At 35.2% G+C, this 23897-nt stretch carries 20 protein-coding genes; 1 reads left to right on the forward strand and 19 read right to left on the reverse strand.

Going from position 1 to position 23897, the window contains the following annotated elements; genetic code table 11:
- Nucleotides 1-184: 184 nt before the first annotated feature.
- The 11 genes from glmM to pcrA form a co-directional block, all read right to left on the reverse strand.
- A complete protein-coding gene (glmM, locus tag MN187_RS05310; protein ID WP_241699037.1) occupies nucleotides 185-1540 on the reverse strand; it encodes a phosphoglucosamine mutase in 1356 nt (451 codons plus the stop codon).
- A 41-nt stretch (nucleotides 1541-1581) separates the two neighbouring features.
- Nucleotides 1582-2565: a CdaR family protein gene (locus MN187_RS05315; protein WP_241699038.1), complete on the reverse strand. Its 984-nt coding sequence runs from the start codon at nucleotides 2563-2565 to the stop codon at nucleotides 1582-1584.
- Complete coding sequence (gene cdaA, locus MN187_RS05320; RefSeq protein WP_241699039.1) at nucleotides 2555-3454, reverse strand: diadenylate cyclase CdaA; 900 nt, start codon at nucleotides 3452-3454, stop codon at nucleotides 2555-2557. Before cdaA ends, MN187_RS05315 begins: the two co-directional genes overlap by 11 nt.
- A gap of 215 nt (nucleotides 3455-3669) precedes the next feature.
- Nucleotides 3670-5106, reverse strand: a complete 1437-nt coding sequence (locus MN187_RS05325; protein WP_241699040.1) for an NCS2 family permease — start codon at nucleotides 5104-5106, stop codon at nucleotides 3670-3672.
- 210 nt (nucleotides 5107-5316) lie between these two features.
- A complete protein-coding gene (rlmD, locus tag MN187_RS05330) occupies nucleotides 5317-6699 on the reverse strand; it encodes a 23S rRNA (uracil(1939)-C(5))-methyltransferase RlmD (protein ID WP_241699041.1) in 1383 nt (460 codons plus the stop codon).
- A 33-nt stretch (nucleotides 6700-6732) separates the two neighbouring features.
- On the reverse strand, nucleotides 6733-7758 hold the full coding sequence (locus MN187_RS05335; protein ID WP_117972794.1) for a diacylglycerol kinase: 1026 nt from the start codon (nucleotides 7756-7758) through the stop codon (nucleotides 6733-6735).
- Between the two features lie 33 nt (nucleotides 7759-7791).
- The gene (gatB, locus tag MN187_RS05340; RefSeq protein ID WP_117972795.1) at nucleotides 7792-9222 is read right to left on the reverse strand and encodes an Asp-tRNA(Asn)/Glu-tRNA(Gln) amidotransferase subunit GatB; all 1431 of its coding nucleotides are present in this window, start codon (nucleotides 9220-9222) and stop codon (nucleotides 7792-7794) included.
- Entirely contained in the window at nucleotides 9222-10691 is a 1470-nt protein-coding gene (gene gatA / locus MN187_RS05345; protein WP_241699042.1) for an Asp-tRNA(Asn)/Glu-tRNA(Gln) amidotransferase subunit GatA, read from the reverse strand. The genes gatB and gatA overlap by 1 nt, the downstream gene beginning before the upstream one ends.
- Complete coding sequence (gene gatC, locus MN187_RS05350) at nucleotides 10691-10996, reverse strand: Asp-tRNA(Asn)/Glu-tRNA(Gln) amidotransferase subunit GatC (protein ID WP_117972797.1); 306 nt, start codon at nucleotides 10994-10996, stop codon at nucleotides 10691-10693. The genes gatA and gatC overlap by 1 nt, the downstream gene beginning before the upstream one ends.
- A 13-nt stretch (nucleotides 10997-11009) precedes the next feature.
- Complete coding sequence (ligA, locus tag MN187_RS05355) at nucleotides 11010-13040, reverse strand: NAD-dependent DNA ligase LigA (RefSeq protein WP_371821027.1); 2031 nt, start codon at nucleotides 13038-13040, stop codon at nucleotides 11010-11012.
- 6 nt (nucleotides 13041-13046) lie between these two features.
- Nucleotides 13047-15290, reverse strand: coding sequence for a DNA helicase PcrA (gene pcrA / locus MN187_RS05360; RefSeq protein WP_242093516.1), 2244 nt, complete (start codon nucleotides 15288-15290; stop codon nucleotides 13047-13049).
- A gap of 133 nt (nucleotides 15291-15423) precedes the next feature.
- On the opposite strand from pcrA, the gene MN187_RS05365 reads away from it, so the two are divergent.
- Nucleotides 15424-15750 carry an inorganic pyrophosphatase gene (locus tag MN187_RS05365; protein ID WP_199500893.1) on the forward strand — a complete coding sequence of 109 codons (327 nt, stop codon included), beginning with the start codon at nucleotides 15424-15426 and terminating at the stop codon, nucleotides 15748-15750.
- 83 nt (nucleotides 15751-15833) lie between these two features.
- On the opposite strand, the gene MN187_RS05370 is transcribed toward MN187_RS05365, so the two are convergent.
- The 8 genes from MN187_RS05370 to MN187_RS05405 form a co-directional block, all read right to left on the reverse strand.
- Nucleotides 15834-17615: an ABC transporter ATP-binding protein gene (locus tag MN187_RS05370; protein ID WP_242093517.1), complete on the reverse strand. Its 1782-nt coding sequence runs from the start codon at nucleotides 17613-17615 to the stop codon at nucleotides 15834-15836.
- On the reverse strand, nucleotides 17615-19366 hold the full coding sequence (locus MN187_RS05375) for an ABC transporter ATP-binding protein (RefSeq protein WP_242093519.1): 1752 nt from the start codon (nucleotides 19364-19366) through the stop codon (nucleotides 17615-17617). The genes MN187_RS05370 and MN187_RS05375 overlap by 1 nt, the downstream gene beginning before the upstream one ends.
- An 85-nt stretch (nucleotides 19367-19451) precedes the next feature.
- Complete coding sequence (locus tag MN187_RS05380) at nucleotides 19452-19682, reverse strand: YneF family protein (protein WP_071456925.1); 231 nt, start codon at nucleotides 19680-19682, stop codon at nucleotides 19452-19454.
- A 90-nt stretch (nucleotides 19683-19772) separates the two neighbouring features.
- Complete coding sequence (locus tag MN187_RS05385) at nucleotides 19773-20672, reverse strand: deoxyribonuclease IV (RefSeq protein WP_117972803.1); 900 nt, start codon at nucleotides 20670-20672, stop codon at nucleotides 19773-19775.
- 104 nt (nucleotides 20673-20776) lie between these two features.
- Entirely contained in the window at nucleotides 20777-21430 is a 654-nt protein-coding gene (locus MN187_RS05390) for an amino acid ABC transporter permease (RefSeq protein WP_079344656.1), read from the reverse strand.
- 16 nt (nucleotides 21431-21446) lie between these two features.
- Nucleotides 21447-22091: an amino acid ABC transporter permease gene (locus tag MN187_RS05395; protein WP_071456928.1), complete on the reverse strand. Its 645-nt coding sequence runs from the start codon at nucleotides 22089-22091 to the stop codon at nucleotides 21447-21449.
- Between the two features lie 20 nt (nucleotides 22092-22111).
- On the reverse strand, nucleotides 22112-22906 hold the full coding sequence (locus MN187_RS05400) for a transporter substrate-binding domain-containing protein (protein WP_117972804.1): 795 nt from the start codon (nucleotides 22904-22906) through the stop codon (nucleotides 22112-22114).
- Nucleotides 22907-22917: 11 nt separating this feature from the next.
- A complete protein-coding gene (locus tag MN187_RS05405) occupies nucleotides 22918-23649 on the reverse strand; it encodes an amino acid ABC transporter ATP-binding protein (RefSeq protein ID WP_117972805.1) in 732 nt (243 codons plus the stop codon).
- Nucleotides 23650-23897: the final 248 nt, after the last annotated feature.

Raw genomic sequence — 23897 nt, forward strand, 5'->3', positions numbered from 1 at the left:
AAAGGTCTGGCGCTAAATTGGTATAGATACCTTAAATAGTAATAAAAAATAGAAACAAGATTATAATAACCTTTAATAAACTTTCAGTCAACATTAAAATAAATTTATCTTTCTTTTTATGTCATTTTGGTATAGACAAAAAAATGATGTTATCATCCCTGAATAACATCATTTTTTGCAAACCTTAAATTCCTATTTCTTGAATCACGACATTCGCAATTTTTTCTACATAATAATTTACTTTTTCTTCTGTTGGTGCTTCGGCCATCACACGTAATAGCGGTTCAGTTCCTGAAGGTCTTACTAAGACACGACCATCGCCGTCCATTTCTCCTTCTACTTCTTCAATTACTGCTTTAATCGCCGGAACATCCATTGCACCATATTTATCTGATACTTTAATATTAACCAATTTTTGGGGATATTCTTCAATATCCGCTACTAATTCAGATAATTTTTTACCGGAAGATTTCATCACTTGCATTAGTTGAATACCAGATAATAAACCATCACCAGTTGTATTATGTTGTAAGAAAACAATATGTCCAGATTGTTCTCCACCAAGATTGTAACCAGACTTTCTCATTTCTTCTACAACATAACGATCTCCTACTTGAGTTGTTACAGCTGCTAAGCCAGCTTCTTCAACAGCTTTATGGAAACCTAAGTTACTCATAACTGTTGCAACAATCGTATTTTTATTCAATTCATCGTTTGATGCAAGATATTTTCCGCAAATATATAAAATTTTATCTCCATCAACAATTTGACCATTTTCATCAACTGCTATTACGCGATCACCATCACCATCAAATGCCAAGCCTAAGTCTGCTTCTTTTTCAACAACAAATTTAGTTAATTCTTCAGGATGAGTCGATCCTACACCGTCATTAATATTTAATCCATCTGGTCTTACTCCCATTGTATAGAAATCAGTATCTAAATCAGCAAATAATTGATTAATCAATGGACTAGTTGCACCGTTTGCTCCATCTAGACAAACAGTTAATCCATTCAACGATTCAGATACCGTTTTTTTCAAGAATTCAATATATTTTTGAGAACCCTCACGGTAGATATTCAATGTTCCTAGCCCTAAAGCTGATGGACGAGGCAATAAATCTGTTTCCGCATCTAATAATACCTCAATCTCCTCTTCCTCTTCATCAGATAATTTGAAGCCATCAGGACCAAAGAATTTAATCCCATTATCTTCAGCAGGATTATGTGATGCTGAAATCATAACACCAGCAGCTGCTTTTTGTGTTCTTGTTAAATAAGCCACACCAGGAGTTGAAATAACGCCAAGTTGCAATACTTCGATTCCAACTGATAACAATCCAGAAATTAATGCTTGTTCTAATAATTGACCAGAAATTCGCGTATCTCTGCCTACTAATACCTGTGGTTTTCCTTCTGTCAAATGGCTGTGCTGACATAAAACATGTCCTCCACAACGTCCGATTTTAAATGCTAACTCTGGTGTCAATTCTTTATTGGCTATTCCTCTAACACCATCAGTTCCAAAATATTTACCCATTTTTTTATCTCCTAACTCAATTTACAATTTATTCTTTTATTTTATTTACTCGAACTATCACTCGTTGATGTTTTTACTTCATTTGGTTTAACTGTCACTGAGACAGTTTCTGGAATAACTTTCACTCCATTTGGAACAACAACAGCATATGAGCTAGTTACCGTTTCTTTAATATTACTTGTATCAATTTTTAATTCAATACCGTTTATTTCATCTAGTACTTCTTTAGGCCCTTCAATATCAACCATGTCATCTTTAATAGTAAAGGTAAAATCTTTTATCCCTTTAGGTATCGTTCCTGACTGAACAGGTGTAACTTTTACTCGTTTGCTTGGGACCGTTACTTTTACATTCACACTAACTGTTTCAGGTTCAATTTTTACATCAAGGGGCTCGCCAGATTTATTGACTGCATAAGGTTTGACTCTTTCAGAAAAATTGCTTGTCACATTTGTTTTATCACTCACACCTGCAATCACTCTGTCTACTTCTTTGACAGATGCTTCTGAACCACTTACTTTTACAGTCATCGGGTCAATTGTTGCTTCATTTGTTGAGTAACCCTCTTGATAAATTTTATTATCAATTGCCGGTTCCACTTTGAATGTATTACTATCCTTATTTTCGATCGTTACTGATAGTTTGCTTGGCTTAATAGTTCCCTTAACAGAATTAGGTAACCCAACTACCTCTAAAGGCACTTCATGTGTTCCTACATTATATTTAGTTAAGTCCATGACAACTGAAAATCCTCGTGTCTCAGCATTGGATTCTTTATCAAGTAAAATTTTATTATTACTTGTTAAATCAACAGAAACGGTTTCTTGGTAACCAGAAATAAAGTATTTATCTTGATTATACGTTACATTGACAGGTACATTTTCAGCTGTTGCTTGCAATTCTTTCATCGTTCCTGTAACGGATTTATTCGAAATAACAAACGAATTAGCATTATAATATAATAGAATAGCAAAAAAGAGAGATAAAATTCGAATAAACCAAGGTGATCTACTATCATTTTTCATCTTTTTTGCCTCCTTTTTTAAAGCTTTTTTTTACGTCTTCAATAAACAACGCAATACCTGATTGTGACTCTTCTTCACTAAAATCAGATAATTCTTGTTTTAACACTTCCAGATACGCTTCACGTTGAAGTCCAGGTAGAAATATTTTATTGTGTGTAATACTAACCTCTCCTGTTTCTTCTGATACAACAAGTGTTAAGGCATCTGATGTTTCACTGACACCAATTGCAGCACGATGTCTTGTTCCAAACTCTTTTGGAATTTTATTACTCTCAGACAGAGGTAAATAACTTGAAGCGGATGCTATTTTATTGTCTTTAATAATCACTGCACCATCATGTAATGGAGTATTTGGAATAAAAATATTAATTAATAACTGACTAGAAATATCTGCATCAAGTGGAATACCACTTTCAATAATATCGATTAAATTATCATTTCGTTGAATAGTAATCAACGCACCAATTTTCCGTTTAGACATATACTGTAGTGCTTCATCTAAAGCTGTTATAAAAGACTGTTGCATGTTTTTTTGTCTGCTAGAATGTGTTAAGGCAGCTCCTCTACCAAGATGTTCTAGCCCTCGTCTAACTTCTGGTTGAAAAATAACAATTGCTGCGACAACACCATAAGTGATCACCTGATTCATTAGCCATGAAACAGTATTTAAACCTAAAAAATCACTAACGATTCTTACAATGATAATCACTGCGATCCCCTTAAAAACTTGGATAGCCTTTGTGTCATTTAATAGCATTAAGAACTTGTAAACAACATACCAAACGACTAATATATCTACTACATGGATCAAAACACTCAAAGTTAAATACTTGTTGAGTAAATTTTGCCAAATCTCAGGTCTGAACAAGCTCGTTCCAGTTAATATCATCTTGCTCCTCCCCCTTCATTTTTTTTATAAGTATTTACACTATTAATAATCCCCCCAAATACTTGCTTTATGATACTTTTCTTATTATAACATAGGTTTATAATCTGAAAACCTAGAAATTATTTTTTTAACCATTTAATACATTTTTTACATAAAAAAACGCACCTGACATAATTATTAATCAGATACGTTTTATTCTTTTTATTTAATACTTATTATAATGTTGCTAAAACAATAAAGTTAATAATAAATAGTCCAGTAACGATCCATAAAACTGGAGAAATCTCTTTTACTTTTCCTTTAACTACTTTGATCAACACAAAAAATATAAAGCCAGCAGCAATACCATAAGAAATACTATAAGCTAGTCCCATAAAAATTGAAGTAAAGAAGGCTGGAATGGCATCTTCTAAATTGGTCCACTCAATTTCTTTAAATGATGACATCATCATCACGCCAACCAAAATTAATGCCGGCGCAGTTGCTTGTGTTGGAACAGCTCCTACAACTGGGGATAAAAAGCTACTCAATAAGAACATTGCTGCAACAACGACAGATGTTAACCCCGTTCTACCACCTGCACCAATGCCTGCTGCACTCTCAACATAGGTTGTCACGTTACTTGTTCCTACAATAGCACCTGCAGTTGTAGCAATAGCATCTGCAAACAATGCTTTATCCATTTTTGAATGAATCCCTCGACTAGTCATAACGGACTCTTCTTCTTCCTTAGAAAAAATACCAGTACGACGACCAGTTCCTATAAAGGTGCCAATAGTATCAAAAATATCAGACAAACTAAAAGCTAAGACCGTTAATAATACTTGTGGAATTTTTGATGCATCAGAAAACAGTGATGGCATACCATTTGGACCAAACGCTGCACCAAATGTTGTACCTAATTCTTTAATTGAGTTTACTAAAGAATTTTGTTGAAAATTAATCGTACTTAAATCAACTACACCCATTGGAATTGACATAATTGTTGTAATAACAATACCTATTAAGATAGCACCTTTTACATTTTTTATCACTAAAATAGTTGTAATAATTAATCCAATTAAGGCTAATATGATAGCAGGATTATTAAAATTCGCTAACGCTGGAACAATTCCCCCATTCGATACAACATTTGTTGCTTTATCACCATCAACAACTGATGAAACAATTGCGCTCTCATCTGATGTAAAGTGTAAAAATCCTGCATTTTTAATTCCAACATATGCAATAAAAATTCCTATTCCTCCACCAATAGCATGTTGTAAACTTTCAGGTATTGATTGAATAATTAATTTTCTTAATTTTGTAATTGTAATAATGATATTAATCATACCACATAAGAAAACCATTGCTAAACCTTGTTCCCATGAATAACCTAATCCCATCACAACTGTAAAGGTAAAAAAAGCATTTAATCCCATACCTGGGGCTTGGGCATATGGAACATTTGCAAACAAGCCCATTATTAGCGTTCCTATTGCGGATGCGATAATAGTTGCTAAAAAAACTGCTTGAAATGGCATTCCTGATAATGATAAAATAGTTGGATTCACAAATAAGATATAACTCATGGCAAAAAATGTTGTAACTCCTGCCATAATTTCTGTTGAAACAGTCGTATTATTTTCTTTTAACTTAAAAAACTTTTCCATTCCCTAACATTACACCTTCCATTATATATTTTGTTCGTCAATATCTTTAACAAAATTGATTATAAAGTGACTATTAAAAAATAGCAATCATTTATTTATATTTTGTTGTTTTTTTGTTTGAAATGTTCGTGTTTTATCTATTTTAATAGTAATTTATATTTTTTATAACATACAAAAAGACAAGTAAAGTTTTTTACTTGTCTTTTTTCGTTATGATTTTCTCTTTAACACTGTCACACACTCAATATGTGTCGTTTGTGGGAACATATCGACTGGATAAACAGTATCACTTGTATAGCCTAAACCAGCAAACAGTTTCATATCACGTGCCATCGTACTTGGATCACATGAAATATAAACAATTTTTTCTGGTTGTAATTCAACTGATTGTTTGATAAAGCCTTCTGTTAACCCTTTTCTTGGTGGGTCAACGACAATCACATCAAATTTAATACCATCTGCTGTCCAATTTTTTAGAACTTTATCAGCTGATCCGGCTTTAAATTCAACATTTGTAATGTTATTGATTTCAGCGTTATGAATCGCATCTTCAATCGCTTCTGGCACGATTTCCACGCCGTACACTTTCTTCACTTTGTTAGCCATACTCAAGCCAATAGTTCCAATACCACAATACGCATCAAGAACCACATCATCTTCTTTCAAATCAGCTAACTCAATGGCTTTTTTATAAAGATTTTCAGCTTGTTCAGTGTTTACTTGGTAGAACGACTGCGCTGAGATATGGTACGTCTTACCCAATAACTCATCACTAATGCTATCTTTACCGTATAAGACATTCAAACGTTCGTCTAAGACTTTGTTTGTCACGTTTGGTTGGATGTTTTGCATCACAGATACCACGTTTGGATATGCCTCCACCAGTTCAGTCACAATATCATGTAAGTAGAAAATTTTCTTTTTACGTGTCACAAAAGTAACCATCACTTCATTTGAATAGTGACCTTTGCGAATCACGATGCTTTTCAGATGTCCTGAATGTTGGCTTTCATCATATGGTTTGATTGAATATTTTCTAAGTCTTTCTTTCAAGAATAATAAAATCTCATCAATCATTTTATCTTGAATTAAAAAGTCTTCTACCACAATTAAGTCATGACTATTTTTTCTAAAGAAACCAAGTTCAATGTCAGCACCAATCATACGAACTGGAATTTGTGCTTTATTACGATAAGCAAAGGGGTGTTCCATGCCTAAAACGTCCGCAACGTTTAATTCATCAAAACCACCAATTCGTTTCATCGCTTGAGTTACTTGATTTTTCTTGAAATCAAGTTGCGCATCATAGCTCATATGGTGTAGCGGAGCAATCCCTGTACGAATTAAATCTTTTTCCACCGCTTCAACTCGGTTTTCACTTGTCGTTTCCCATGTCATAATTTTTGCGAAGGCAAATTTTTTCATGACTTTCATTACATGAATTTTTACCCGCTCGCCCGTAATCCCTGCTTCAACAAAAATGGGGAAACCATCCACTTTTGCTACTCCACGTCCGTCATAGGTCATATCGACGATATCAACAACTAAACGCTCATTTTTTTTCACTGGTGCTTCTATTTTTTGTTTTTTCATAAAATCCTCTTTCTCTTTTAAACAGTGCACGTACTACTCTTTATTGCCAAAAATAGTACCGTCTTCATTAATATCTTCTTGAGTGAGTTGTTCGACTTCTTCGATAAATCGATCAGACGCCTCTTCTTCATCAATTGAAATAGCCGATTCAGGTATTTCATCCAAATTAGCATAAATTTCTATGTGTTGTTTGTAATTTATAAATTCCATTGGGGCATCTCCACCATATTCCCCATCTAAATTAATCATCATACGGTAATCATCATCAAAGGCTTCAGCGTGTAACCTTGACGTTTTAATGTATTCTATTCTAGGATCGTCAATGTGTTTTCCACCGTTTAACATCAAAGCAACCAAATGCATGATTTCTAATACATTGGCTGTTTTCACGATTATCAGTGAAAATTTCCCATCATCTAACTGAGCGTCGGGAACAATTTGTTCAAAGCCACCAACTGAATTGGTTAGCCCTAAGAAAAACATGGATGCTTTGCCATCAAATTCACCATCGTCATATTTCAGACGCATCTTGATTGTTTTCACTCGTGGCAACATCTCTGCTCCTTTTGCTAAATAGGCAAGATAGCCAAAAACACTTTTCAGATGAGATGGTACTTCATAGGTCAATTCAGTTAAGTAACCACCTGCTGCGATATTCATAAAATATGTGTTCCCAGCTTTTCCAATATCTGATCTAATGGTTTGATTTTTTAAAATCACTTCTGCTGCTTTCACCACATTATCACGCGGAATTTGCAACGCTCGAGCAAAATCATTGGTTGTTCCACCAGGAATAACTGCTAATTTAGGGCGTTTTTCTAGTGGAGCAATACCATTAATCACTTCATTAATCGTGCCATCACCACCTGCTGCGATAATCAAATCAAAACCAGCATTCGCGGCTCTTGCTGCTTCTTTTTTGGCAGAAAAAGGCTCCGGTGTCGTCGCAAAGGCACTGGCTTCATATCCAGCTTTTTCAATCACCATTAAAATATCTGCTAAATTTCGTTTTAACAACTCTTTTCCAGATGTTGGATTATAAATTAATCTTGCTCTCATTTAACTTGCTCCTTCATATCGAACGTTGTCAATTTAACGTTTCAATAATTCCTCTTTTAGTAATTTGTTCACGACTCCTGGATTTGCTTTTCCTTTTGTTGCTTTCATAATTTGGCCAACTAAGAACCCAACGGCACGATCTTTTCCATTTTTAAAGTCTTCGATTGACTGTTCATTTTTGTCTAATACCTCATTAATCATTGGCAATAATTGAGCTGGATCAGATAATTGGACTAATCCTTTTGCTTCTACGACTTCTTTTGCGTTTCCACCATTTTCGATTAATTCTTTAAACACTTTTTTCGCAATTTTAGAACTAATTGTGCCGTCTGCGATTAAATTAATCATCCCAGCAAGATTTTCTGGTGTTAGTTTTGTTTCAAGTAACTCTAAGCGCTCGCTATTTAAGTAAGCTGATACTTCACCCATTAACCAGTTAGAGGCTTGTTTGGCATCTGCTCCGTTATTCACTGTGGCATCAAAGAAGTCAGACATATCACTAGATAGAGTCAATACCATTGCATCATATTCAGGTAAACCAAGTTCACTCACATAACGAATACGTCTAGCTGTTGGCATTTCTGGTAATGATGCTCTGATTTCTTCCACCCATTCTTCACTAATGTCAATTGATGGAATATCTGGTTCTGGGAAGTAACGGTAATCACTTGCCCCTTCTTTAACACGCATCAAGATAGTTGATTTAGTTGATTCATCATAGCGACGTGTTTCTTGTTGGATAATGCCACCTGACATTAACACTTTTGCTTGACGTTGTTCCTCAAAAGCAAGTCCTTGTTTCACGTAGTTTAGTGAGTTCAAGTTTTTAAGTTCTGCTTTTGTTCCAAATTTTTCTTGTCCATAAGGTCTTAGAGAAATATTGGCATCACAACGCATTGACCCTTCTTCCATTTTCACATCACTGACACCAGTAAATTGGATGATTGAACGGATGGCTTCTAAATAAGCATAAGCTTCTTCAGGTGAACGCATATCTGCTTCAGATACAATCTCAATAAGTGGTGTGCCTTGACGATTTAAATCGACGTATGAATAACCATCAGTACCATGAATATTTTTACCCGCATCTTCTTCTAAATGCACGCGTTCAATACGGATTTTTTTCTTTTTACCTTCTACTTCGATTTCAACCCAACCATCATAGCCAATTGGTTTGTCATCTTGAGAAATTTGGTAAGCTTTTGGATTATCTGGATAAAAATAGTTTTTTCTATCAAAATTTGTGTGATGGTTGATTTTACAGTTAAGTGCTAAAGCTGCTTTCATACCATATTCAAGTGCGCCTCTATTTAAAACAGGTAAAACACCTGGCATTGAAAAATCAATCACGTTTGTATTGGTATTTGGGTCTGCACCAAAGTGAGCGGCAGACGTTGAAAAGATTTTTGATTCGGTTTTTAATTCTACATGGACTTCTAACCCAATGACTGTTTCAAAATTCACTATGCTTTACCTCCTAAAATAACAGGTTGTTTTTTATGGAAATCAGTTGCTTGTTCAAACGCATACGCTGCTTGATACATTTTTTCTTCATCAAAATGATTTCCGATTAATTGAATCCCAATTGGCAATCCTTCAGAAAATCCACCAGGAACACTCATGCCTGGTAAACCAGCTAAGTTAACTGGAATGGTTAAGATATCACGCATATATGCTGTGATTGGATCATCTTGAGCGGCACCAAATTCAAATGCCACAGTTGGTGATACTGGTCCTAAAATCAAGTCGTAGTTTTCAAAGACTTTTTTAAAGTCATTGACAATCAAGGTACGAACTTGTCCAGCTTTTCTAAAGTATGCATCATAAAATCCGGCGCTTAGAGAGAATGTTCCAAGCATAATACGACGTTTCACTTCTGAACCAAATCCTTCAGAACGTGAGTTAACATATACGTCTTCTAAGTTTGAAATATTTTCTGAACGGTAACCATAGCGAATACCATCAAAACGTTGTAAGTTTGATGATGCTTCTGATGAGGCAATAATATAGTAAACTTCCACGCCATAAACCGCATTTGGTAAACTAACTTCGTCTACTGTTGCTCCAAGCGCTTCAAATGTTTTCACCGCTTCTTTTACGGCTTGACGAATATCAGGATGAACCCCTTCACCCATGAATTCTTTTGGTACACCAATTTTCATTCCTTTGATGTCTTGACCAATTAAGTTTGTAAAATCTGGTGTGTCACGACGAGAACTTGTACTGTCTTTTGCATCATGTCCAGAAATCGCATTTAAAATCATGGCATTGTCTTCCACCGTACGAGTCATTGGCCCAATTTGGTCTAAACTTGATGAAAAGGCAATTAACCCATAACGAGAAACGCGTCCATAAGTTGGTTTCATCCCCACGATACCGTTAAATGACGCTGGTTGGCGGATACTTCCACCTGTATCACTACCTAAAGAAGCAGGAACTTGTCCAGCTGCCACACTCGCAGCAGACCCACCTGAAGAGCCACCAGGTACTTTTGTTTGGTCCCATGCATTTTTTGTTTTCTTGAAGTACGACGTTTCAGTTGAAGACCCCATCGCAAACTCGTCCATGTTTAATTTACCCATAGACACAAGTCCAGCTGATTCTAATTTTTCTACTGCCGTCGCAGAATAGATTGGGTTAAAGTTGTACAACATTTTACTTGCTGCGGTTGTTAACACGTCTTTTGTCACGATATTATCTTTAATCCCAATTGGAATACCAGCTAAAGGTGTTAATTCACTACGTGGTGAGTCATCAATTTTTTTCGCTTCTGCTAATGCTTTTTCTTCACTTAATGTGATAAAGGCATCAATCGTTGGCTCTGTTTCTTTGATGTAATCAAAACCACTTTTCACAACTTCTTGTGAGCTTAATTCTTTTTTATTTAACGCCTCACTTAGTTGTTTTACTGTTAATTGTTGTAATTCAGTCATTATGCTCCTGCCTCCCCGTTATCCATAATTGCTGGCACTTTAATGTAACCATCTTGTGTTTCAGGAACATTGCTAAATAATTCGTCACGGCTTTCACCTTTCACACTAATATCTTCTCTAAAAACATTAGTTTCTTCCGTCACGTTTGAAGTAAACGCAACGTCTGTTGTATCAACATTGCTTAAACTAGCCATCATGTCTGTGACTTTCCCTAAATGTTTTGTCATCTCATCTAATTCACTATCTGAAAAACGTAATTTCGATAATTTTGCTACGTGTAGTACTTCTTCTTTTGAAATTGTCATCAAAATTCTCCTTTTACTCTATTTTATGTGACGCGTTTATGGCATTAACCATTTGTTGTTCACTCCAAACGTCAATTCCTAATTCTTGTGCTTTGGTTAACTTGCTACCAGCTTCCTCTCCAGCAACAACAATATCCGTTTTTTTCGACACACTACCCGTCACTTTTCCACCTAACGACTCAATCTTTTGTTTGGCTTCAGCTCGTTTAAATTGTGTCAAACTTCCAGTTAAAACAATCGTTTTATCTTTAAATGGGGACTCGATTGATGTGATGTCTTCTTTTGTCACACCAAGATACGTCATATTCACCCCAGCTTGTTTTAGTTTGTCAATTTGTTCCAATGTTTCTGGAATCGAGAAATATTTGATAATACTATCAGCCATCACTGGTCCAATCATGTCAATCGCAAAAATCTCTTCTTTATCTGCTTCGATAATTTTATCAATCGTACCAAATTCACTTGAAATAATTTTAGCAGCTTTTGATCCAACATGTTGAATTCCTAAACCAAACAACAATCGCTCTAATGAATTGCCTTTACTGTTTGCAATGGCTTCTAAAATATTGTTTGCTGATTTTTCTTTAATTTTATCCAGTGTTAATAATTGCTCTTGCGTTAAATAGTACAAGTCTGCTGCTTGTTTGACAAGTTCTTTTTCATACATTTGTTCTAACACACGAGGGCCTAATCCATCAATGTTCATGGCATTACGTGACACAAAATGATTTAGTCCTTCTTTAATTTGAGCTGGACAAGCTGGATTTAAACATCTTAATGCCACTTCTGATTCAATACGCTCCAATTCAGAATGACAGGTCGGACAATGTGTTGGAAACTCATACGGCTGACTGTCTTCAGATCGCTTATCCAACACAACTTGAGTGACCTCAGGAATTATATCTCCAGCTTTATGAATCACGACTGTATCTAATAATCGAATGTCTTTTTCAGCAATCAAATCACAATTATGTAAGCTAGCTCGTGAGACGGTTGTTCCAGCTAGTTGCACCGGATCCATCACCGCAGTTGGCGTTACAACGCCCGTTCGTCCAACTGTCCACTCGATGTCTCGTAAGACTGTTTGAACTTCTTCAGCCGGAAACTTATACGCAATCGCCCACTTAGGGGCTTTTACTGTATAACCTAATTCATTTTGTGCATCAAAATCATTGACTTTAATCACAATACCATCAATTTCATAATCGAGCGTGTGACGTTTGTCGCTAAATTCGACAATGTATTGCCACACGTCATCAATCGTGGCACAAAGTTCACGTTGATGATTCGTTTTAAATCCTAAACTATCTAGATAATCTAATGCGTCTGTTTGGGTTGTTAATCCTAATTCTTCAGGATTAGCAATTGTATATAAAAACGTACTTAACTGACGTTTGGCTGTGATAGATGAATCAAGTTGACGTAAACTCCCCGCTGCTGCATTACGCGGATTCGCGAACACACTTTCGCCGTTTTTGTCACGTTCCTCATTTAGTCTAACGAACGACTCTTTTGGCATAAAACACTCACCACGAACGTCCAGTGTCACAGGTGTTTGCAGTGATAGTGGAATAGAGTGAACGGTACGCAAATTTTGCGTAATATCCTCCCCTACGACACCATCTCCACGAGTTGCACCTTGAACAAATTGTCCATTGTCATAAGTTAAATTAATCGCCAGGCCGTCAATCTTTAATTCTACCATGTAACTAATGGGTTTGCTCGTGCCTTTTCTCACGCGTTTATCAAAATCACGTAAGTCTTGCTCGTTAAAGGCATTACTTAAACTCATCATTGGTGTCGTGTGCTCTACTTTTTGAAACCCGTCTAGTAATTTTCCGCCCACTCGTTGCGTGATAGAATCACTTGTTACAAGTTTTGGAAACTGTCCTTCTAAACTCACTAATTCTTTGTATAACTTATCATATTCATGGTCACTAACGAGTGGCGCATCTTTCACATAATAAGCGCGTGCCCATTCATTTAACGTGTGACGTAACTCGCCCACACGTTTTGTTGCTTCATCAATACCCAAAATGGTCACCTCTTTTTAATCTACTTTTGTAATAGGTGCAAAAGCGGCCAATAAACGTTTAATCCCTTGAGAAGGAAATGCCACATCTAACTCCATATCTTTGGCGTCTCCACTCACTTTAACAACCGTTCCAACACCCCACGCTTTGTGTTCTACTTTATCACCTGGTTGCCATGGTGCTTTTTCGCCACCTGTTTGTTTTTTCGCCGTAACGGCTGTTGTCGTTGGCTGTTGATACGTTGCACGACGGTATTTTTCACCAATCGGTTTTTGGCTAGCTACTTTATGCACTGCTCCAACTTTTTCTAATACGTCATCGTCAATTTCTTCTAAAAAACGTGACGGACGGTTGTATTGCGTACGTCCATACAACATACGACTTGATGCGTTCGTTAAGAATAATTGTTTTTCAGCCCGGGTAATCCCCACATAAGCTAAACGACGTTCTTCCTCTAGTTCATCACTTTCTAAAACCGCACGAGATAGTGGAAAAATACTTTCTTCCATCCCAACTAAAAAGACATAAGGAAACTCAAGTCCTTTCGCCGCATGAAGTGTCATAAAGGTAACTTGACCTTGGTCGTCTTCTAATGAATCAATATCAGAAACAAGTGCCAAATCATTTAAGAATAACGCGAGTTTATCTTCATCATTTTCACTTTCGTCTTCATAATTTCCCGCTTCATAACGCTTGTCAAATTCTTTGGTTACAGTTAAGAACTCTTCCAAGTTTTCTAAACGTGAATGAGATTCAAGCGAATTTTGTTTCACCAAATCTTCTTGATAACCACTTTTATCTAACACTTGTTCGACTAATTCCGTAATTGTTAAAAACGGAATCATCTTTCTTAATTGCATAATCATTTTCCCAAAATTACCAAGCTCTTTTTTCGCTTTGCCAGTAATCGGGGTTAAATCAATATCAACTGTTGCTTGAAGTAACGACCAACCATGCATATCAGCAAACTCTCTGATTTTTTCAATGGTTCCTGGTCCAATGCCTCGTTTTGGACTATTCACCACACGCTCAAAACTTAATGAATCCATTTCATTTGAAATCACTTTTAAGTAACCTAAAATGTCTTTGATTTCTTTACGGTCGTAGAATTTATGCCCGCCAACCATTTTATAAGGGATATTTGCTTTTAAAAACGTATCCTCAATCACACGGGACATGGCATTCGTCCGATATAACACACAAAAATCACCATATGAGCGTTGTTCTTGTTGTTTCAATTGTTGAATGGTAGTCACAATGTATTGCACTTCTTCTCGTTCAGAGTTAGCACGATAATACACAATTTTTTCGCCTGATTGATTATCTGTCCATAATTCTTTTTTCTTACGGTTTTGGTTGTGGTTAATCACACTATTTGCCGCTTGTAAAATATGTTTGGTTGAACGATAGTTTTGTTCCAGCAAAATTGTTTTAGCATCAGGATAATCTGATTCAAAATCTAAAATATTTTGCATATCAGCTCCACGCCAACCATAAATACTTTGATCCGCATCCCCCACAACACATAAATTATTAAAACGTTTCGCCAGTAAGTTAACCAATGTGTATTGAGCATGGTTTGTGTCTTGGTACTCATCAACGTGAATGTATTGGAATTTATTTTGATAATAAGACAAGGTTTCAGGACTTTCCTTAAATAAACGAATTGTTAACATAATCAAATCATCAAAATCCATTGATTGATTGTTGCGAAGTTCTTTTTGGTATCTCTTATAGCATATTGCCACAATCTGCTCAAAATAACCATTGTAGCGCTCTTCATATAATTCAGGCGTTAATAACTCATTTTTTGCCTGACTAATTTGCGATAAAATACTGCGTGGATCATGTTTTTTAGGATCAATATTTTCCTCTTTTAAAATCCGTTTAATCAATGTCTGTTGGTCACTAGCATCAAGTATGGTAAATTGACGATTGTAGCCAATTAAATCAGCGTCACGTCGTAACATTTTGACGCACATTGAGTGGAAAGTTGAGACCCACACATCTTCACCAACTGTTCCAAGAATCGACACCACACGTTCCTTCATCTCTTTGGCTGCTTTATTGGTAAAGGTAATAGCTAAAATATTCCAAGGATTAACCCCTTTTTCATCGATTAAATAAGCGACACGGTGAGTTAAGACTCTTGTTTTCCCACTACCTGCACCAGCCATAATAAGTAAAGGCCCTTGTGTCGTTTGAACGGCAGCTTGTTGTTTGTCATTTAGACCTGCCAATAAATTATGTTTTTGCGTCATTTGGTACGAACACCCTTTCTGATCAAATCCTTTTCTATTATAGCAAATTCTTAGAATAATTTCTTTCTATTTTTCTTTTTGAATTGCTTAATCCTAAAATATGGATTACAATTTAAGAAAAAGGAGGTTATTTATGACTCGTTTAATAAACGTCACGATAGACAGACCTCTTGGGTATCAAAATGAATTTGGAACTGTTTATCCAATCAACTATGGCTATGTCAAAAACATCATAACAGGAAACGGGAAAGAACAAGGTGCCTATATTTTATCACGAACTGTTCAAACACCTATTGAGTCATTTGATGGTGTCCTCATCGCCATTGTCAAACGACATGACGATGTTGAAACCAAATGGGTTATCTCATCTTCAGGTGAAACCTATACAGCAGAAGAAATATATGACCAAATTGAATTCATCGAACAATATTTCGATTCTTCTGTGTATCTTGTTGACTAGCCTGTCATGTTAACAAATCAAAAAAACAGACTCGGGAAAAAAATTATTTTCTGAGTCTGTTTTTTTGATTCTTCTTTATTATATTATATTTGATTGTTTTGCAAACGATACATATCGTAGTATAACCCTTCTTCATCAATTAACTCATCATGAGTTCCTTTTTCAACAATATGACCTTTCTCAAGAACTAAAATAAGATTGGCATCTTTAATAGTAGATAATCTATGTGCAATGGCAATCGTCGTACGACCTTTACGCATTTTCTCTAATCCTTCTTGAATCAGCGTTTCGGTTTCGGTATCAATATTAGCAGTTGCCTCATCTAATACTAGAATTTTCGGATCAGTGACGATTGTTCTGGCAAATGAAATCAACTGACGTTGGCCACTTGAAAAACTTGATCCACCTTCCAAAACAGGTGCATGATACTTTTTAGGTAATGTTTCAATAAATTTATCCGCTTGAACAAATTTTGCCGCATTAACAATCTGCTCATCTGTAATAGCGTTATTTAACAATCTAATATTGCTTGAAATGTCACCATAAAACATAAACGCATCTTGTAAGACTAATCCCATTTTCTCACGTAATTCTTCCATTGGATAATCTTTGATATTCACATCATCAATTAAAATATCACCATCATAAAACTCATAAAATCGCATCAACACATTGATAATGGAACTTTTACCACTTCCAGTATGACCAACTAACGCCACTGTTTCACCTGGATTGGCGACAAAGCTAATGTTATTTAATACATTATGTGTTCCATCATAAGAAAAACTAACATCTCTGAACTCGATTTTAGCGTTTGTGATGGTTGCATTAGCTCCTTCATTTTGTTGTGGCACTAATTCTTCATGATCTAAAATACGCATAATTCGACTTCCAGCGACAAGACCATCTTGAAATGTACTTAAAAAATCCATCATCTGTGTCATTGGATTAAAAAACTGTTGTACGTATGAAATAAACGCATAAATCATCCCAACTTCAACTAATGAATTCAATGATTTAAACCCAAAGAACCCTAAAATCATCGCGGTTGCTAAAGCAAAAAGTAAGTTGATAATTGGTGCAAGAAGTAATGAATTAGTTCGAATCATGGCATATTTTGTTTTTAAGTAGTCATTATTATTTTCTTCAAATTCTTCTTCAAGACGTTCTTCTTGTCTAAAGTATTGCACAATTTGCATACCTGAGATGGATTCATTTAATTTTGTATTTAATTGACTTAATCGCTCACGCATGTTGCGGTAAATCTTTGAACTAAATTTTTGATAATACCAGATAATCACCAGTAATATCGGGAAAAAGATCAAACAAGCAAACATTAATTGCACATTAATCGTTGCCATGGCAATAAATGACGCCACGATACCAAATAACGCAGATAAAACCATCAAGAAAACTAACCAAAAATCAAATAACGTTTCAGTGTCATTCGTCACACGAGAAACAATTGATCCCGCAGGTGTCTGGTCAAAGTATCTCATGCCCATCATTTGTAGTTTGGAGAATAATTTAACACGGATAGATTGGTATGTTTGCAATGACCCTTTGTAATATAAAATCCATTGCCCAAACCATACAATAGCTTTAAATAACGTTCCTAAACCATAAAGGGCAGCAAAATATAAAATCGTCTGTGTCGTCACGCTAGTATCTGTTAGATGATTATCCATAAACACTTGCAAAATTTTCGGCAAAATAATATTAACGACCGCAAGTAACACGGCAAATACTAATGAGCCGACAAAGTATTTTCTAAACGGTTTAGCAAAAGTTATCAAACGCTTAACGATTTCTTTTTGCTCTTTCATCGTAAACGACTTCGACCATGCTGATTGTTGTTCTTCCATTAGTTTAGCCCCTCTTCAATTTTTTGTTCAAGTTGTTGATGGTCATACATTTTCTTATACCAACCATTTAACGCAATCAACTCGTTATGGGTGCCTCGTTCGATGATTTTTCCTTCATCGATCACAATGATTTCTTTTGCATGTTTTACACTACTTAATCTATGAGTCGTGATAATCGTTGTTTTATTTTGTCTTGTTTCTTTCAAACTAGATAATATTAATTCCTCTGTTTTAGCATCAACAGCAGATAACGCATCATCTAGAATTAATAATTCTGGTTCTGTTAATAGGGCTCGTGCAATCGAGATACGTTGTTTTTGACCACCTGAAAGAGAGACACCACGTTCTCCAACCATTGTGTCATAGCCATGACTAAATCCCATAATATCATCATGTACTGCTGCTTGTTTAGCAATCGTTTCGACTAATTCTTGTGATGCTTTTGGGCGACCAAATCGAATATTATCTCTTACTGTCATCGAAAACAGAAAATGATCTTGCGGCACATAACCAATCGAATGAAGTAGTGCATCCAATGTATAATGTTGTAATTTGTTACCACCAAATAATATCTCACCATCATAATCATCGTATTCACGCATTAACAGTTTTAGTAATGTTGTTTTCCCTGCTCCAGTTTTACCAACTATTCCAAGAGTATCTCCCTCATGTAAGGTAAAATCTATATGTTCTAATGCTGTTACCTCATCACCTGGGTAATTAAATTTGTCTACGTGATAATGGATATCTCCTTTTGCTGGCTGAGATACACCTGTTTTCATTTCTATAATCGCTGACTTTTCACTTAATAATTCATTAACACGGTCATAACTTGCATTCCCTCGTTGCAAAATGTTAAAGAAACGCCCGATTGCGAACATTGGCCAAACCAACATCCCAATATAGTTAAAAAATGAGATTAATTGTCCAATTGAAATACTTCCAGTTTTAACTAAGTAGCCACCTAGCGAAATTGAAATAATGTAACTTAACCCAATAATAATTGTAATCAGTGGATCAAATAATGCATCTAAAAAGTTGACGCGATTATTTTTTCTAACAGAGTAATCCACTTTTTCTTTAAAATCTTCTATTTCTTCTTTTTCTTGTCCAAAAGTTTTAATCACTTTTATCCCGGTAATTGTTTCTTGCGTTTTATCATTTAATCTTGAAAACGCATCTTGTGACTCTTTAAACGCTGCGTGTAACTTGTCTCCAAGTTTACTAGATAACACAGCAAGCAGTGGAAACGGTAGTAACGCTAGTAATGTTAAACGCCAATCAATGAAAATAATCATCGCAATCACCGTTATAGCTCCTGTAATAAACGCATCAGCAAAGGTTAAAATCCCTCCACCAGCCACGTTTTGGATGGCGTTTAAGTCATTTGTGGCATGTGCCATTAAATCTCCTGTACGATACCGTTGATAAAACGTTTGGTCCATCTGAGTAAAATGATGGAACAACCTTTTTCTCATACGTTTTTCTAATCTAGCTGCACCACCCCAGATGTGTGTTCGCCACACATAACGCAATAAATACACCACGATAGCTGCTAATACTAATAATCCAACCCAAAACATTAATTTTTGAACGGTTAATGTTTTATCAGCAATAGAGTCCACGACAATCCCAATCACTCTCGGCGGTAATAACTGAATAATAGCAACTAAAATTAATGCCCCTACACCGATAATGTAGTTTTTCTTTTCTTCTTTGAAAAACCAAGCTAATTTTTTAAAAACGCTCAAGTTGTTCACTCCTTTTGACCATAAAAAAACAGGTGCGAAAAAGCACCCGTTTTTTATGTTTTTTATTCATTCCAAAACAAAACAACTATTTTTTCTTCTTGTTGTTTTGAGCTGTCATGTTTTGCATCATTTGACGTATTTTCTTCTCTGACGGTTTTTGACCCATCTGTGACATCATCATACGCAACATATCCTCATTAACGGGAGGATTTTTCTGTAATTGATCTTCAAATGTTTTCTTTGCTAAAAAGAATCCACCGACTGCTCCTAAAATTAGGGCAATAATAATGAATAAAATAGCTAATCCAGTATTCATCTTTTCGACGCTCCTTCCTCCAATTAATCTACTCCACAATAATCAATTGTACTAGAAAATAACGTCAATGAAAAGACTCTTTTAACAAATTTAGGCATTATTTTCAATATCTATTAACAAATTAGGATTAAATTCTCCTTTTTTCAACATTTTAATCTCATGATAGTATGGTGCTTTGGCTGTTTTTTTATCTTCACCTACAAAAGGTGTTTCTAAAATTTTCGGTAACTCTTTTAATTGGTCGTGATGAACCACATAATTTAATGCATCAAACCCAATTGTCCCAAAGCCAATATTCGCATGACGGTCTTTATGTGAGCCTTGATCGTTTTTAGAATCATTGACATGAATGACTTTTAATCTGTCCAAACCAATGATTTTATCAAACTCTTCTAACACACCATCAAAATCTTCACGAACATTGTACCCAGCATCGTTAATGTGGCATGTATCTAACGTCACAGATAATTTATCGTTATGTGTGACCCCGTCAATAATTCGTGCGATTTCCTCAAATGAACGACCGATTTCTGTTCCTTTTCCTGCCATCGTTTCTAGCGCAATCTGTGGTGTTTGATCACTTGTTAACACTTCATTTAATCCTTTAATAATTTGGTTAACCCCCGCATCAACTCCCGCTCCAACATGGGCACCAGGATGCATTGTTATTTGTGTTGCACCAATAGCTGACACACGTTCAATTTCTTGACGTAAAAAGTCAATGGCAAACCCAAAGTTTTGTGGTTTCGTTGTGTTACCAAGATTGATGATATAAGGAGCGTGTACCACTATTTTATTAATGTCTAAATCATGTTGACGCATAAATTCTCGACCTGCTTCAATATTTAACTCTTCAATCGGTTTTCTTCGTGTATTTTGTGGTGCACCTGTATAAATCATAAAAGTTGATGCACCATATTCTGCTGATTGTTTTGCTGACCCTAACAGCATATCTTTTCCACTCATACTAACATGAGACCCTAATAACATAAAATAATTCCTCATTTCTATTAACTTACTTTATAGATTGTAGCGTTTTATCGAATTGACTACAAGATTATTGCCTAAAAAAATAACCGAACAAATTCGTTCGATTATTTTTGATAATTTAATTCAAATCGTTTCGCAAAAAGCGATAGTGAGTAGCAAATGGCAAAATAACACACTGTCATGATGATGAACATCACCAATACTGTACTAGGGTATTGGGCATAAATAATTTTAGAATTGTGTGTCAACTCTGGTAAAGAAATCACAACTGCTAACGATGTATCACGAATTAACGAAACAAACTGGCTAACAAGCGGAGGAACCATCAATTTAATCCCCTGTGGTAATACAATATAATACATTGTTTGAGCAATATTAAGACCAGTTGAACGACCCGCTTCCATTTGTCCTTTAGGTACAGCTTCAATCCCACCTCGAATAATTTCAGATAGCATTGCTGATTCAAAAATCGTCAATGCCACAACTGCTGACCAAAAAATACTAAACTGTATACCAATTTGAGGCAACGCAAAATAAGTAAAGAATATAATTAAAAGTAATGGTAAATTTCTGATGATATCAATGATCAGTCCAACTATTTTGGATAAGTATGGTATACGTAAAAATCGGATAACACCTAAAATCCCACCAATGATAAAACTAAAAATAATCGAAATAACCGCTACCTCGAGAGTTACTAATAACCCATCAAAAATAAAACGTAAATTAGGTAATGTCAAAGCTTGAGCAAAATTCATTTCTTTCACTCCTTTCTTAATTTGTTGCAACGCGTGTTTCAATATATCGCATCAAATACGACAACGGCATCGTCATCAGTAGATAAATGAGGCCAATTAATGTATACGTTCCTAACGTATTAAACGTTTCACTGGCAATCAAGTCGCCGGTATACATAAGATCTGCTCCTGTAACCATAGCCAAAATAGACGAATTTTTAACTAAATTGATAAATTGATTTCCTAATGAAGGCAACGCCACTTTAAATGCTTGAGGTAACACGATATAGTACATAATTTGGAAATAATTTAAGCCTGAAGACATTCCTGCTTCCTTTTGACCCGTTGATACAGCTTCAATACCTGATCGAACCGTATCCGCAATAAAAGCTGATGTATATAATGTTAAGCCAATGGTACCTGATGTGATTCCATTAAATTTAAATCCATACAACGGTAATACAACAAAGAAAAACATTACCACAATTAATAAAGGAATATTACGGAAAAAATTAACGTAGATATTGCCAATTCGTCGAATCCATTTTTTTGTGGCTACTTGCATCATGGCTGTTATTGTTCCAATAATCAAACTACCAATTAACGCAATCAAACTGGCTGTCAATGTTACTTTTAGTCCAGATAAAATATCTTGATGATAAGTATTCCAAATTTCTAACATAGTCTCAACTCCTTTATCTTTTAGTCTTTAATCCATTTTTTATATATCTTGTCATAGGTGCCATCTTTTTTCATGTCTGATAACAATCGATTGACTTCATTTACTAAGTCTGTTTGCCCTTTATTAAACGCAATACCATATGGTTCCTCAGTAAAATTACCACCAACTAATTCATAATCAGGGTTTTCAGATACCACACCTAAAAGGATGCTATTATCTGTTGTCATCGCATCACCTTGTCCGGATTGAAGAGCCGTAAACGCTTCAGCATAGTTTTCTAATTCTAAAACTGTCACATCAGGGGCTTTTTTCCTCACGTTTACAGCTGAAGTAGATCCTTTTACGGCTAAAACTATTTTTCCTGCTTTTAAATCATCAATACTTTTTATGTCGCTACCTTTTTTAACTAAAAGTGACTGCCCCGCATCAAAATAAACATCTGAGAAATCCACTTGTTTTTTACGCTCGTCACTAATGGTCATAGTGGCAATAATCGCATCAATGTTTCCATTTTTTAAAAGAGGTATTCTTGTTTTTGATGTAACCTCAACAAATTCTGCTTTCTTTTCATCACCTAACAAACGTTTAGTGATTTCTTTTGCGATATCAATATCAAATCCTTCTACTTCTCTTTTTTCTATATTCATCAAACCAAATAACTTGGTGTCATACTTGACTCCCCAAATCATTTTATCTTTCTCTTTGATTGTATCTAACACATTTGATTCAGAAATACTTTTTGCCCCACAAGCTCCAAGTAAAAAAACGAAAGAAAGCATCATTAACATCAATAAACCACGATAAACTTTTTTCATATTGCTCCCTCCTAGTGACTAATAATTTTACTTAAAAATTGTTTCGCTCTTTCATCTTGTGGATCATCAAAAAAGGCTTCTGATTCGCGATCTTCTAGTACTTCTCCATCAGCCATAAAAATGACTCTATCCGCTACTTCTCTGGCAAATCCCATCTCATGAGTTACCACAACCATCGTCATACCAGACTCTTTTGCTAGAGACTTCATAACGTCCAATACTTCTCCAACCATCTCTGGGTCAAGTGCTGACGTTGGTTCATCAAATAACATATAATCAGGTGTCATAGCTAAGCTTCTTGCAATAGCCACACGTTGTTGTTGACCTCCTGACAATTGTGAGGGATACGACTCTTTTTTATCTAACATGCCAACTCTTTCTAATAAACGCTCAGCACGTTCATTTGCTGCTTGCTTATCTAGACCCAATACTTTTATTGGTGCTAACGTAACGTTTTCTAACACGCTCATATTGGCATATAAGTTAAATTGTTGGAATACCATCCCTAGATTTTTTCTGACGTCATTTAAATTCGTTTTTGGATCAAAAATATTAGTTCCATCTACTATTAATTCACCAGTTGATATGTCTTCCAATGCATTGATACAACGTAGCATAGTACTCTTACCTGATCCAGAAGGACCTAATACAACAACCACCTCACCAGTTTCAATTGTTAGATTGATATCTTTTAATGCATGAAACTCTCCATAGTATTTTTCTACATTTTTAAATGTAATCATTGCTAAAAACCCCTCTCTTATAATGTGATGATAAACCGCTAACTTTTCTCATCAAAAATTAATATTATTCTATTAAGAATTCATTATATACTGTAAAGTTTATAATTGTAAAGTTTTCTATAATGAAGTTTTCAAAAAAAAAAAGAATATAAATACTATTAAATTTATCATTTATTCTATTTTAGAACAATAAAATTAATTTAATCAACTTTATTGAATAATATTATTTGAAATTATCTTTATTTAAA

It is taken from the genome of Vagococcus sp. CY52-2 (assembly GCF_022655055.1).
Classification (GTDB): Bacteria; Bacillota; Bacilli; order Lactobacillales; family Vagococcaceae; genus Vagococcus.